This is a genomic window from Pseudomonas sp. B21-028 (genome assembly GCF_024749045.1).
Classification (GTDB): Bacteria; Pseudomonadota; Gammaproteobacteria; order Pseudomonadales; family Pseudomonadaceae; genus Aquipseudomonas.
On record NZ_CP087184.1, the window covers coordinates 2976677 to 2990906 of the forward strand.

The 14230-nt window shown below is 61.2% G+C and carries 11 protein-coding genes; 3 read left to right on the forward strand and 8 right to left on the reverse strand.

What is annotated here, in order from left to right:
- Positions 1-206 precede the first annotated feature (206 nt).
- From LOY35_RS13060 to xylA, 4 genes are all read right to left on the reverse strand, one after another.
- The gene (locus LOY35_RS13060) at positions 207-1343 is read right to left on the reverse strand and encodes a sugar ABC transporter permease (RefSeq protein WP_258633045.1); all 1137 of its coding nucleotides are present in this window, start codon (positions 1341-1343) and stop codon (positions 207-209) included.
- Positions 1344-2900: a D-xylose ABC transporter ATP-binding protein gene (gene xylG / locus LOY35_RS13065; protein WP_258633047.1), complete on the reverse strand. Its 1557-nt coding sequence runs from the start codon at positions 2898-2900 to the stop codon at positions 1344-1346.
- Between the two features lie 171 nt (positions 2901-3071).
- Positions 3072-4073, reverse strand: a complete 1002-nt coding sequence (gene xylF / locus LOY35_RS13070) for a D-xylose ABC transporter substrate-binding protein (RefSeq protein WP_047703337.1) — start codon at positions 4071-4073, stop codon at positions 3072-3074.
- Between the two features lie 147 nt (positions 4074-4220).
- The gene (gene xylA / locus LOY35_RS13075) at positions 4221-5537 is read right to left on the reverse strand and encodes a xylose isomerase (protein WP_258633051.1); all 1317 of its coding nucleotides are present in this window, start codon (positions 5535-5537) and stop codon (positions 4221-4223) included.
- Positions 5538-5690: 153 nt separating this feature from the next.
- On the opposite strand from xylA, the gene LOY35_RS13080 reads away from it, so the two are divergent.
- From LOY35_RS13080 to LOY35_RS13090, 3 genes are all read left to right on the forward strand, one after another.
- Positions 5691-6890 carry a XylR family transcriptional regulator gene (locus LOY35_RS13080; protein ID WP_258633053.1) on the forward strand — a complete coding sequence of 400 codons (1200 nt, stop codon included), beginning with the start codon at positions 5691-5693 and terminating at the stop codon, positions 6888-6890.
- 77 nt (positions 6891-6967) lie between these two features.
- Positions 6968-7300 (forward strand): type II toxin-antitoxin system HigB family toxin, encoded by a 333-nt coding sequence (locus tag LOY35_RS13085; RefSeq protein WP_258633055.1) that lies wholly within the window; start codon positions 6968-6970, stop codon positions 7298-7300.
- Positions 7297-7932, forward strand: a complete 636-nt coding sequence (locus LOY35_RS13090) for a type II toxin-antitoxin system HigA family antitoxin (RefSeq protein WP_258633058.1) — start codon at positions 7297-7299, stop codon at positions 7930-7932. Before LOY35_RS13085 ends, LOY35_RS13090 begins: the two co-directional genes overlap by 4 nt.
- Before the next feature lie 88 nt (positions 7933-8020).
- On the opposite strand, the gene LOY35_RS13095 is transcribed toward LOY35_RS13090, so the two are convergent.
- From LOY35_RS13095 to LOY35_RS13110, 4 genes are read right to left on the reverse strand one after another with little or no spacing between them, the layout of a single operon-like run.
- A complete protein-coding gene (locus LOY35_RS13095) occupies positions 8021-10195 on the reverse strand; it encodes an HlyD family efflux transporter periplasmic adaptor subunit (protein ID WP_258633061.1) in 2175 nt (724 codons plus the stop codon).
- Positions 10192-11568: an efflux RND transporter periplasmic adaptor subunit gene (locus LOY35_RS13100; RefSeq protein ID WP_258633063.1), complete on the reverse strand. Its 1377-nt coding sequence runs from the start codon at positions 11566-11568 to the stop codon at positions 10192-10194. Before LOY35_RS13100 ends, LOY35_RS13095 begins: the two co-directional genes overlap by 4 nt.
- Complete coding sequence (locus LOY35_RS13105; RefSeq protein WP_258633066.1) at positions 11565-12314, reverse strand: efflux RND transporter periplasmic adaptor subunit; 750 nt, start codon at positions 12312-12314, stop codon at positions 11565-11567. Before LOY35_RS13105 ends, LOY35_RS13100 begins: the two co-directional genes overlap by 4 nt.
- An 8-nt stretch (positions 12315-12322) precedes the next feature.
- A complete protein-coding gene (locus tag LOY35_RS13110) occupies positions 12323-14224 on the reverse strand; it encodes a TolC family protein (protein ID WP_258633067.1) in 1902 nt (633 codons plus the stop codon).
- Positions 14225-14230 lie beyond the last annotated feature (6 nt).

Sequence of the window (14230 nt, forward strand, 5' to 3'; positions counted from 1 at the left end):
GAAACGTCGCACCGCCCCGCTGGGCTGCGAAGCAGTCCCCCTCAACCTGTCTGACATACCGCATGCTCAGGTTTTGGGACGCGTCGCGCCCCAGCGGGGCGGTGCGACGTTTCGCTAAATCTCCTCGCCACAATGAATCAAGCAAACCTTAAGTGACAGCATTGCTCGCCAGAGGGCTCAAGGGTTGTTGATGCCGCCATGCCCCATCAACGCCGCCCCACCCGCGTACTCACATCCACCCACACCGCCAGCACCAGGATGCTGCCCTTGACGATCATCTGCCAGTAACTGTCGACGTCGAGCATCGACATGCCGTTGTCCAGGCTGGTGATGACCAGCGCGCCGAGGAGGGCTCCGTAGACGGTGCCGGAGCCACCGCGCATGGAGGTGCCGCCGATGAAGCAGGCGGCGATGGCGTCGAGTTCGCCCATGCTGCCGGCCGAGGGTGAGCCCGCGGCCAGGCGTGCGGTGTTGACCAGGCCGGCGAGGGCGCACATTACGCCCATGATGCCGAAGATCCACAGTTTCACTGCCTGTACGTTGATGCCAGACAGGCGCGTGGCTTCCATGTTGCTGCCCACCGAATAGACGCGGCGTCCGAACACGGTTTGGCTGGTGACGTAGCTGAACACCCCCAGCAGGATCAGCAGGAGCAGTACCGGAACCGGAATGCCGTCGTAGCTGTTGAGGGTATGGACGAACCCGGCCAGCACCGCGCCAATCGTCACCACGCGCAACACGTCACGCACCAGGGAATGTGCCGACAAGCCATGGAGGGCGCGGTTGCGGCGTTGTTTCCAGGTCAGGAAAACGGTGAGGGCGAACAGCAGTATGCCCAACGCTATACCCATGGTTTGCGGCAGGTAACCCTGGCCGACGTAGACCAGCTCCGGCGACACCGGGGCAATGGTGGTGCCGCCGGTGATGCCCAGCAGAACCCCGCGAAACGCCAGCATGCCGCCCAGACCCACGATGAACGAAGGGATGCGCAGGTAGGCGGTCATGAAGCCGTTGGCCAGGCCGATGACCAAGCCGCACAGGGCCACCAGGCTGAGGTTGGCCAGCAGCGGTATGTGATAGACCACGTCGAGAATCGCCGCCAGACCACCCAGCAACCCGAGCAATGAGCCCACCGACAGATCGATTTCGCCGCTGATGATCACCAGCACCATGCCGCAGGCGAGGATCCCGGTGATGGACATCTGCCTCAGCAGGTTGGACAGGTTGCGCGGGGTCAGGAAACCGCCGTCGGTCTGCCAGCTGAAGAACAGCCAGATGATCGCCACGGCGATCACCAGCGCGAGCATTTTGTAGCGGGTGAAGAGTTGTTTGACCTGATTCATCTACGCGGACTTCCGATCATTATTGTTATGGCCATCGGGATGGCTGAGCGCAGCAGCGAGCACTTGTTCCTGGGTGAGTTCGTGGTTGACGAAGTCCCCGCGCAACTGGCCTTCGCCGATCACCAGCACGCGGTCGGAAACCCCCAGCACTTCGGCCAGCTCCGAGGAAACCATGATGATCGACACACCCAGGGCCGCCAGTGCGCCCATCAGCTTGTAGATCTCGTACTTGGCGCCGACGTCCACGCCCCGGGTCGGCTCATCGAGAATCAGTACGCGGGGTTTGGTCAGGAGCATTTTCGCCAGCACGGCTTTTTGCTGGTTACCACCGGAGAGGCTGGTGATCGGCAGGAACGGGCTCGCGGTTTTCAGATGTATGCGCGAGATTTCCTTTTCAATGCTGCACAGTTCGGCTTCGGCGTCGATGCGGGTCAGCTTCGAGAAATTCTCCAGCACGGCGAGGGTGATGTTCTGGCCGACGCCCAGGTCTGGAATGATCCCTTGGCGCTTGCGGTCCTCGGGGACCATGCACAGGCCGGCGCGGATCGACTTGAGGGGTGTGCGGGTGTCGATCGCTTGGCCATCCAGCCAGACTTCTCCTTCATGGCGGCCAGGGTAGGCACCGAACAGCGCCGACACCAGTTCCGTGCGACCGGCACCGACGAGCCCGGCGATGCCGAGGATTTCACCACGCTTGAGCACGAACGAGATATCGTCAACCCGTTTGCGCCGGGGATTATCGACGTCGTAACAGGTGATGTGGCGCGCTTCGAAAATCACCTCGCCGATGTCATGGGGTTCGGTGGGGTAGAGGTTGCTCATTTCCCGCCCGACCATCTGGGTGATGATCCGTGGGATGTCCATGTCGGCCATGGCGGTGGTCGCGATGTGCTTGCCGTCGCGGATCACCGAGATGGTGTCGCAGACCGCCGCCACCTCATCGAGCTTGTGGGAGATGTAGACGCAGGCAACCCCCTTGGCCTTGAGGTCACGGATGATATCCAGCAGCACCTCGATTTCCGAGCGGGTCAGGGCCGATGAAGGTTCGTCGAGGATCAGCAGGCGCGCCTGTTTGTTCAGCGCCTTGGCGATCTCCACCAGTTGCTGGTAGCCACCGCCGTACTGCGATACCGGGAGCGAGACGTTCATGTCCGGTACCTTGAGCTCACGCATCAAGGCTTCGGCGCGATGGATCATCGCCGGGTAGTTCATGCGTCCGCCGGGCAGGGTCAGCTCGTGCCCCATGAAGATGTTCTCGGCCACCGACAGGTCGGGTACCAGCGTCAGCTCCTGGTGAATGATGACGATCCCGGCGGCTTCGGTTTCGCTGATGGACTGCGCCTTGAGCGGCTGGCCGTCCCAGAGGATTTCACCGTCCCAGGTGCCATGGGGATAGACCGCCGAAAGGACTTTCATCAAGGTCGATTTGCCGGCGCCGTTCTCGCCACACAGGCCGACGCATTCCCCCGGCCGGACCTTGATGTCGATGCCATTCAGGGCTTTGACACCGTCGAAGGTTTTGACGATGCCGTTCATTTGCAGCAGGTAATCGGACATGGCAAGGACTCGTGGGAAGGTCTTACACATAAACCTGCCGATCAGTTCCCTGTGGGAGCGAGCCTGCTCGCGATAGCGGTGGTTCAGCTTGCATCAATATTGAATGTGCTACCGCCATCGCGAGCAGGCTCGCTCCCACAGACTGTGCTTCACTGACCGGTGGTGTTCAACTTACTGCCCGGCGATCTGCGCCTTGGTATAGAAGCCGTCTTTTTCCAGCAGGTCGATGTTGTCCTTGGTCAACGGGGTCGGGGTGAGCAGGATGGTGTCGACTTTCTTGCTGCCGTTGTCGTACTGCGAACTGAAGGACGGCTTCTCGTTACGCGCCAGTTGTACCGAAAGCTTGGCGGCTTCGGAGGCGATCAGCTTCAGGGGCTTGTAGACGGTCATGGTCTGGGTGCCATCGATCACCCGCTTGACCGCTGCCAGGTCGGCGTCCTGGCCCGAGATCGGCACCTTGCCGGCCATTTTCTGCGCGGCCAGGGCCTGGATGGCGCCGCCTGCGGTGGCGTCGTTGGAGGCGACGATGCCGTCGATCTTGTTGTTGTTCCGCGTCAGGGCGTTTTCAACAATGCTCAAGGCTTCGGTAGGGTTCCATTCCTTTACCCACTGTTGGCCGACGATCTTGATATCGCCCTTGTCGATGGCCGGTTGCAGCACCTTCATCTGGCCTTCGCGCAGGACCTTGGCGTTGTTGTCGGTGGGGGCGCCGCCGAGCAGGAAATAGTTGCCCTTGGGCGCGGCTTTCAGCACGCCGCTGGCCTGCATTTCGCCGACCTTTTCGTTATCGAAGGAAATGTAGGCGTCGATATCGGCGTTCAGGATAAGCCGGTCATAGGAGACCACCTTGATCCCGGCCTTCTTGGCTTCGGCGACGGCGTTGGTCAACACAGTGGCGTTGAACGGCACGATGACGATCACGTCGACGCCACGGGAGATGAGGTTTTCGATCTGCGAAATCTGCTTCTGCTCGTTGGCGTCGGCTGATTGCACGAAGACCTTGGCGTCCATTTTTTCCGCCGCCGCAACGAAGTAGTCGCGGTCCCGGGACCAGCGTTCCAGGCGCAGGTCGTCAATGGAGAAACCGATTTTGGGGTGCGCCGCATCGGCCATGACCGGAAGCGACAGCAGGGCCAGGGCGCTGGCGAGTAACGTGCGTTTTACGTTTTTCATTGTGGTGCGTCCTTTTATTTTTGTTTGAAAGACACTGCCTGACGATGAGCGTGATGCCGGTAGAACTGTAGAGAGTCGCGAGGCGCTGCGGGCAGAGATTTGTCGCGAGAATGTAACAGCCTCGCTGCGCCAGCGAATTCTACAGAGTCAGGGATAGATGAACCGGTTGACGACGCCTTCGAGCATCTCCTGCCGGCCGCTGACCGCCTGGGGATTGAGCTCGTTGACGAAGGCATGCTCGGCCAGCGAGGCGAGGCTGAACTTGCCCGTCAGCACCGCCTGGCCGAACGGCTGCTGCCAGCCGGCGTAGCGTTGATCCTTGAAATGCTGGAGTCGGTCGTTCTGCACCATGGCCGCTGCGCGCTCCAGGGCCAGGGCCAGGACGTCCATCGCTGCGACATGGCCGTGGAACAGATCGAGCTCGTCCACGCTCTGGCGACGGACCTTGGCGTCAAAGTTGAACCCGCCATTCGTGAAACCGCCGGCCTTGAGGATTTCGTAAGTGGCGAGGGTCATTTCCTCGACGCTGTTAGGGAACTGGTCGGTGTCCCAGCCGTTCTGCGGATCACCACGGTTGGCGTCGATGCTGCCGAAGATTCCCAACGAGGTCGCCGTGGCGATCTCGTGGTGGAAACTGTGCCCGGCCAGGGTCGCGTGGTTGGCCTCGATGTTGACCTTGATTTCGTTTTCCAGGCCGAATTGCTGCAGGAAGCCGAAGACCGTGGCGCTGTCGTAATCGTATTGATGCTTGGTCGGCTCCTGGGGCTTGGGTTCGATCAGCAGGTCGCCCTTGAAGCCGATCTTGTGCTTGTGCTCGACCACCATGCCCATGAAGCGGCCCAGTTGCTCGCGCTCGCGCTTCAGGTCGGTATTGAGCAGGGTTTCGTAACCTTCACGACCGCCCCACAAGACGTAGTTGGCCCCCTTGAGGCGCAGGGTGGCATTCATGGCACTGAACACCTGGGCGGCGGCGCAGGCGAAGACTTCCGGGTCCGGGTTGGTGGCGGCGCCGGCGGCGAAGCGCGGGTTGCTGAAGCAGTTGGCGGTGCCCCACAGCAGCTTGATCCCGGTCTGTTCCTGGTGGCGTTCCAGGTGATCGGTCATCAACGCGAAGTGGTTACGGTATTCCTTCAGCGAGCTGCCTTCCGGGGCAACATCGGTATCGTGGAAGCAGTAGTAGTCGACGCCCAGCTTGGAGAAGAACTCGAAGGCCGCTTCGGCCTTGCCGATGGCCAGTTCCATCGGGTCCCCGGCGTGTTGCCAGGGGCGCTTGAACGTGCCGGCGCCGAACACATCGGACCCCGGCCAGACGAACGTGTGCCAGTAGCACACCGCCATCCGCAGGTGCTCGCGCATGGGTTTGCCGAGGACGAGCTTGTCAGCGTCATAGTGACGGAAGGCGAGGGGCGAATCGCTGGCGGGGCCTTCGTAGCGAATCTTCTCGACACCGGGAAAGTACGGCATGGGCGATATCCTTTTTATTCTTGGCGGTGTCTCGATACTAACGCCGGCCCTGTGGGTGAAAATTATGAAAATCACCAAGGAGTAGTTCGATTTTGTATTGAGCTTCGTGGTTCACGCGCCTAGTCTGTGTTCACCGGCCAAGGGTGAAAAACAATGAAAACCGTCCCCCCCGTCCACCGCATTGCGTTGTTGTTCAACGGTAGCAAGATCTATGACCGCGGCATCATCAGCGGCATCGGTAACTACCTGAGCAGCACCCGTGCGTCCTGGGACCTCTTCCTCGAGGAGGATTTCCTGTGCCGGCTGAAGGGGATCGAACGTTGGCAGGGTGACGGGATCATCGCCGACTTCGACGACCCGCTGATTGGCGAGGCGTTGGCCGGGATCCGCTTGCCGGTGGTGGCGGTGGGCGGCTCCTACCAGGACGGGCGCGCCTATCCCAAGGGCATTCCTTATGTCGCCACCGACAATTTCGCGCTGATGAAATTGGCCTACGAGCACTTGATCGAAGCCGGCCTCACGCGCTTCGCCTGCTTCAGCCTGCCCGAAGCACAGGCCAATCGCTGGGCTCAGGAGCGGGAGAAAGCCTTCCGCTCCCTCGTGCACCGCGATGGCCTGCCGGCCGAGGTCTATCGCGGCATGGGCACCAGCGCGCCACTTTGGGACAGCGCCGTCGAACAGCAGATCGCCTGGCTGCAAAGCCTGCCCAAACCCATCGGCATCATCGCCGTCAGCGATGCCCGTGCCCGCCAACTGCTGCAAGCCTGCCTGACCGCCGGCATCGCCGTACCGGAGCAAGTGGCGCTGATCGGTATCGATAACGACCCACTGACCCGCAGCCTGACCCGGGTGCCCCTGAGTTCGGTGATCCAAGGCACCGAAACCATGGGCCGCACCGCCGCGCGCCTGCTCCACCAGATGCTGCACGGCATGCCGTCCACAGGTACGCAGATACTGATACCTCCCGACGCGATCAACGTGCAGGCCTCGAGCCTGCATCAACCGTTGGGTAATCCCTACGTCATGCAGGCGCTGCTATTCATCCGCCAATACGCTTGCCAGGGCATCAAGACCGCGCAGGTGGCGGGATACGTAGGGGTATCGCGGTCATCGCTGGAAACGCATTTTCGCAAGGAGCGGGGGTGCAGCGTGCATGACGAGATCCTGCGGTTCAGGTTGGCCGCGGCTGCCAGTGGGTTGGAGAGGACGGATTTGGCGATCGCAGACATTGCCCGCAATTGCGGGTTCAAGTCGGCGCAATATCTGCACACAGTATTTCGTCGGGAGTTTGGGTGCACGCCAAGGCAGTATCAGCAGGAGGAGCGCGACCATCCTCCGGAGAACGCCCTCTGAACTTCACCATTGCCGAAAAATTCCGGTTGTGAAAAAACACAACTGGAGTAGCATCCGACTCAAGGACAGGGAAGCCTATGGATATACTCAAGCCATCATGTTTTGACGCCGCCGCCATTTTGTACCCGAACGATAAGGCCGGGCTCGATCGCTGCCGGCGCATCTTGAAGATGGCCCGTCCGACAGCACTCGCAGATCTCCAGAAACTGTTCGGTACTCAAGGTATCGACCTGTTCAAGCCGAGAGCCACGGCGAATTGGGTCGTGATTGACGTAGGGGGCAACAATCTCAGAGTGATAGGAGGTGTCCACTACATCCGACAGAAATTCTACGTCAAGCACATCTACACACATGCCGATTACGACGTAGCCAACGTCTGGTATGCAAGCAACAAAGGAGTAAAACGATGAGCGCAGTCAGGAATGACTTTCAGACCGTGATCGCAACGCTTGGCGAGCTACACGCGGTGCTGGAGCGTCTGCGCGGTGAGTTCGTGCATGGCATCAAGACGCCCGCCGACTATGAGCGTGCGACCGATCTGCTGGACGAGCTCACCGACGGGCGTGAGCTGAGCAAGGTCGAGGAGAAAATCCTCGTCGAGCTCGAAGACGAAATACTGGCCTACCAGCGCGACTCCGACCAGTTTCGCGAATCCACCGCCGCGTTTGAAGCGACATGCACCCCGGTGCAATTGATCAGGGACCTGATGGAGACGCTTGGGCTCACGGGCTCGGACCTCCCCGAAATTGGCGACAAGACGGCGGTATCCAAGGTGTTGAGTGGGGATCGGCCCATCAGCCACAAGATGGCGTATGCGTTGGCACAGCGGTTTGCGATGGAACCGGGTGCTTTCCTGTCGTCAGCCCCCGTCAAGGCGACCTCCATTGAAACCGCTCGCCCTGCGGCCAGGAAGCCTGCGAAGTACAGCGTTCGCAACGAGCCACTGATCGCACACCTGGCGACAGAGGCCGGTACCGGTGAATACAAGGTGGCGGCTTCCAGGAAGCGCAAACCGACAGCCAAGGATCCCGCCAAGGAATAGGGCAGTCTGTTCAGAGCCCGGATGTTGTGGTTACCACCCAGTCATCCGCGGGGGCTGATTGCAATGGCAGCGCGTGCAATATCGCAGGTCAAAAACCGCTCTCCCGAATCAGAATGGACAGGGCATCGGTAAGCAATCCGGCAACCGGACTTACGTGGGAGCCCTCGATCGAGACTTTTCCCAAGCGCATCATCGTTTGAGCGGGCGGGGTGTCCAGGCTGATCCTGACCCGGTAAAGCGCGTCACGCACCTGCAAGCTGCTGTCCGGTTTGCCAGAGACAGGAATCGGACCGCCATAGGCGGTACTCAACATCAGATGAGGAACGTTCTGGGTGCGCGAATCGTCGATGCTGACAACCTGTCCTCCAAGCGCTGTGCCTGCGTCGCCTTCGGCATAGAAGCGCGCACGGGCGCCGATGCTCAAGCGTGAAAGGTCCTGTTGCCGGACGAAAGCTTCAACTGTCCAGCTGTCGGGATTGACCAGTACCCCCAGTGGTTGATTCGGCTTGACCCAGACACCAGGCTGTATCGAGGGGTCGATGTCCGTGAGTACCCCCGCCATCGGGGCGCGTAAAGACAGGCGTTGCAGTTCGGCTGATTGCGCCGCCGACTCGGCTTGCTGGCGGCTGAGTTGGCTGGCAATCGAGGTGTATTTTTCCGCACCATCCACCGCCCCGGCAAGGCCGTCCAGTTGCGCACGCAGTGCCAGGGCGGCCTTGTGCGACCGTTCGGCTCTATCGCGTATCTGGGGAGAGTCGAGAACGGCCAGGACCGAATCGGCTTCGACTCTTTGTCCTGCCGCGGATATCTCCGTCAACCTTGCAGGCAGTGGACTATAGAGCGTGTATTGAACCTCCGCATGCAACCAGGCCGGTGCCTGCACATGGGTATTCAACGGCAGGGCAACCGCCAGCCCCAGCAAGCCGAGCCCAAGCAACAGCACGCGGCCACGGCGGGCAGGGATTTCCTCGCGACGGCGCCACCAGACCTTGAGTTCACGCTGGATAGGCATGATGACGAACCAGCAGATTTCAACCAGAAACAGGAAGATGCCCAGCGCCTTGAAAAACAGGTAGTACACGGCGACGGCGATCCCGAGAAACACCACCAGGCGATAGATTCGGGTGATCACGGCAAACGCGATGAGAGAACGCCGCAGGCGCGACGCCACGACTTCGGGGTCTGGCTCGTCCCAGGCCAACAGTCGGCGACGCATCCAGGCTTGCGCCAATGCTCCCGAACGTTCGTGCAGGTTCGGCAGGTCGAGCCAGTCGGACAGCAGGAAGTAACCATCAAAGCGCATGAACGGGCTGGCGTTGAGTGCCAGCGAGATCATCCAGCTGGTGGTTGCCAGAAAGAACAACGCACTTTTGAGCATGGGGCTCTCGCATAGCCCCCAACCCAACGTGGCGATTCCCGCGATCATCAGCTCCACGAGGATGCCAGCGCCGGCGATATGGAAACGCTGGCGCCGGTCGGCCAGTTTCCACGACTCGCTGGTGTCCGTGTAGAGCACCGGCCACAGCACCAGGAACGCCACACCCATATGAGCAACACGCACACCATAACGGGTAGCGGTGTAGGCATGTCCCAGTTCATGAAGGCATTTGGTCACGGCCAGTGCTATCAGGTAGCCGACCATCCCTTGTGGCGAGAGACTCTGCTTGAAGCTGGCAACGAACTCGTCCCATTGTTGTTCAACGAAAAACAGGCCGAACAGGATGGCGACGGCAACGCCCGTCAGGAAAGCCCTGCTGAACAGGGGCGCGACCCACGGCAGGGTTTTCTGCAGCAGGTGTTGCGGACGCCAGAGCGGCACCCGCATGAACAGATAATTGTGAAGCAGCCATTGCCAGCCTGTGTGTCCGCGTTGCCTGGCCATTTCCTCCAGGCTGCGGGTCCCATTTACATCGGTGATATGCAGCAACTGATGGCGACTCAGAAACAACAACAGGGCGGCCAGCTCCCCGCGGCTGACCCGCAGGGGCGTTTCTGCCGCCAATGTGTCGAGCAAGCGAGTCGGGCTGCCCAGAGACCAGCGTGACAGCATCTCGAATTCGAGCCAGCCGATATTGAAAAAACGGTTGCCGACCGGATCCTGGATCATCCAGGTCGGCGACCCATCGCGCTGCGTCGCGCCCGGAGTCAGGCGCAGGTCCTCGCGTATCGCTGGCAGCTTTTCCGGTAGCTCGATGTCCGAGCCCTGGGGCGTCAAGCCGGTGGAGGGGCTTGATGGCATGGCCGCAAGGTCCAGTTCACTCACAGGCCGCTCCATTCACGCAAGGCGGCCAAAGGGCGTCGCAAGACGTAATAGATCAACGGTACCGGTTCGCCATACAGCTTGGCGGTGCCTTTGAGGCCAATACGGGCCAACTGGCTGACATCGCCCTGGAACTGCCCGCGAATCCGGTAAGAAGGGACATTGTCCGGCGACAGGGTGGCTTGATAGCTGGTCTGGATCAGGTTGGCGGTCAGGGGCGAAAGAGGGGCCACATGCAGGAACAGGCGAATCTGCGAGCCGGTATCGAGATTGATGGCATTGGCCACCGGCAGCCAGATCAGTACGCCGGCATCTTGTGGGTCGGCCAGTTGGATGATCCGTTCGCCAGTGACCACTGGCTTGCCGATCCAGTCGTTACTGTCGCCAAAGATCGCGATGCCCTCGCGTGGCGCCCTGACCACGTTGCGCTCGAGCATCTCATCGAGCCAAGCGACCTCGGCCTGCTTTTCCTGCACCTGTCCGTTGAGCGCGGCCAGTTCGCCTTTGCTCTGGGCGTTGTCGAACGCCTTCTGGGCAGCGAGCAGGGCTTCGGAACGGGCGACTTGCAGTGCTTGCAAGGCCACGGCCCGGCGATTGCGCAGGGTGGTGTCATCGAGGCTGAACAGCGGCTGGTCTTTTTGTACCAGTTGGTTGGGTTGCACCAGGAACTCATGCACTACGCCGTCCTGGGGTGCGGCGATGGCCATGGCGTTGTGCGCTTCGATTTCGGCCGGGGCCAAGGCACTCAGGCGAACCGGGAACAGAAACGCCAGGGCGACGGCACAAGCCAGTCCGGCCATCCGCAACGGCCGCCGTCGCCAGACTTGCCAGCGAGCGCCGAGCGTGGGGCGTTTGTCGGTCAGCGCGGCGAGGCAGTAGGCATAGGTCTGGCTCAGTCGGGCGAGCAGAGCCTGGGTGTGTTCGTCCGGCTCGGTGTCACAGGCCAGCAGCAACATGCCCCGGCGCGAATGGTCGCGACCGGGCAGTGGAATACACAGCAGGTGCGCCGGCATCCACTCAGCCCAGCCCTCGGCGAAGCTGTCGGGGAGCGACTGTGCTTGCCAAAGGCCTACCACGGGAGCCCGTGTCGGGTCGTCCGCCGCCATGGGCGCTGACCAGAGATGATGAGCCAGACCCTTGAGCCAAACGGTAAACGGTGACTCCTCCGCGAGCATCGCCAGGCTTGAGACATTGCTCAGCGCGGGTTTGCCCAATACATCACTGACGAAGAAGTACCCTTGGCGATATTGCAGAAGCTGCCAGGTTTCGTTGACGATCACAAAACCCAACTGCTCAGTGCTGCGCGCCTCTTGGGCGCGCAACTCCAGATGCAGCAGCGCCGCGACCGGGTTCACTGGATGGGCTTGGGCATTCATTGCGCGGCTTCGAACAGCGCAGTACCACTCATGCCTGCCAGCAGGTCCTTGGGCTGGCCTTCGATCACGCCCTCAAGCTCGATGGTCTGGCTGACGGCATCGACTTGGGCGTTGATGGCTTTGACCTTGGCCGGGTAGCGTTTGCCGGTTTCACCCAGGTCAACCTGAAAGGTCTGGTCGGGCCGGAGCCAGGCCAGCCATCTGGAGGGCACGTTGACGCGCATTTTCAGCGGGCCGTTGCTGATGATGTCGAGCAATGGCTGGCCCAGGTTGACACCCTGGAAGGCTTTGACCTGGACCTTGACCACGCGCCCGTCGAACGGCGCAAGGACCATGCACTGCTGTTGCTGGGCACGGTATTGAGCGACCTGGGCGGCGGCTTTTTCCGCCGCGCTGGCGGCCAGCGACACTTCCACTTCGCCGGCGGATTGCAAGCCTTGCAGACGCAGTTTGGCGTCGTGGGTCTCGCGCGCGGAACTCAGGTCGGCCTGGGCCATTTTCAGGCGGGCGGTCTGTTCGTCGCAGTCAAAGCTGACCAGTACGTCGCCCTTGCGGAACGACGAGCCCAGCGACGCATTGACCGCACGCACGCGTCCCACCAACTGGCTGGCCAGGGTGGTTTCCTGATCGGCTACCAGCAGCACACGCACCCCGGCGTCGGTTTCATTCTGTGCCCAGGCCGATTGACCCGCCAAGGCCAGGCCAAGCAGCGGGCCGGTCAGCATGAGCAATGGACGACAACGCATGGACAGGCTCATTTGGAAGCGACCTGTACCGAGGCCGATTTCAACCATTCGCGCAGGTTCGGCAATTCAGCCACCGTGGCGGCTTCGCAGAAGGCGTTCAATGAGTCTCTATCCGGCTGGGCTCGCAACGTGCTCTGATAATGACTGGTGCCCGCCACGCTGCCACCCGCACGGAGCAGGCTGACGTTCCACTGACCGCGACGTATGCCATCCTGGACGTCGGACACCTGTAGCCGCATGACCAGCGTAGGCACCCCTGGGTCGTTTTCGGCAAGGACGAACAGGTTACGCTCCAGTGCCTTGCGCGCTACGTTGAGCATGGCATTGGCCGCCTGGGCATTGCCCTGGTACTCGATACGGACCGCGATGGGTTGCTGCGAAGGTCGCTCACCGACTGCTGTGGTGAACGCTTGCCGTTCCGAATTGCCGAGGCTTTTCTCCAGTTGCTGTGAGAGCTCTTGCAGATTGCTGGAGTCGTTGACGTTTTCGGGCAGTACGTCGAGCCCCAGGGAGTTGTAGATGCGTCCGAAAGCGGTCTGCGCGGTGGCGTAGGCGGAGTAGCGCTGGAACTGAGCGAGCAGGGCGCGGGTCTCGGTGCGGATCACTTCCAGTTCGGAGTCGGTGCGCGAGGTCAGCGAGGCCCGGGCGAACTTGGCCATCCGTTGATCGACCTGGCTCGACTGGTCGGCCAGATCGTAATCGACCAGGGCCAATTTGTAGCGTTCGACCGAAATGCGTACCTGGGTCAACACCGCCATCGACAATGCCAGGCGGCGAGCGTTGTCGGTCTTTTCCTGGGAGTCGCTGGCTTTTTGCGTGGCCGGAATGGCGGCCAGCCTGAACAGATTGGCGCTGAGCTGCACGCCGCTGTCGACCCAACTGTTGTTATAGAGGTATTTGTTGGAGTCGTACTGGCTGTTGATGTTGATGCCCAGGCTTGGCAGCAAGGCCAGCAACTGGCGACGCGCTTCGTCTGCTGAAATGCGCTTGCGGTAATCCTCTTCGCGCAACTCGGGACGTGCCTGCAAGGCGATTTCTTCAAGCTTGGCAATATCTGCGGGAACGCCTGGCAACGACGGTTCGCTTTCTTCGGCCAAGGTGAACTGGGTACCTGGTGGAATGCTCATCAGCGCCGCCAGCTCGCGCTTGGCAAACTCCAGATCCTGCCGCCGGGCGTTGAGCAAGGTGGTCGCGTCCAACAGGGCACTTTGGTAAGCCAAGGCCTGTGCGGGGGGCAGCAGCCCCTGTATTTCGGCTTCGCGGGACTTGCCCAGGGCGATGCGTACACGTTTGAGCAGATCGTCGGCCTGGCTTTCGAGGCGCTGGGCTCCCAAGGCACGCCAATAGGATGTGCGCAGGTCCTGCAGAACGGTCTGCATGACCCGTCGACGGCGTTCTTCGGCTATCAGATACTGGTCCGCACTTTGTTTGGCCCGGTAATAGCTGACGCCAAAGTCCAGCAGGTTCCAGGAAAACTCGGCGCTGGCCAGAGTGCGGTCGCGCTCGACGGAGGAGGAGGGGATCAACGAAACGGTGTGGGTCTCGATACCCACGCTGGTGCCGCCCGATTCGTTGTTGCGCGAGGCGTAGCCGGCCGAGACCAGCATCTTGGGCAGCATGTCGTAGCGGGAAACGTCGTGCAGGCCGGCGGCGAGCGCCGACTCCATCAGCTTCAGACGATAGTCGAGGTTGTATTTGAGCGAGCGCGCCAGTGCATCGGCGAAGGTCATTGGCCCTTTGATCGGTTCCTGGTCCGCATAAAGCTGGAGCTGGTCACCGGCCACGCGCTGGTGAACTTCATCATCTTTCAACGGCTGTGGGGCAACGGAGCAACCTGCCAGGCCCATGAACAGGACGGTCAGGAGCAACCCGGGGACCAACACTGAACGATTTTTTTCCATCAAGCGCATGTGGGT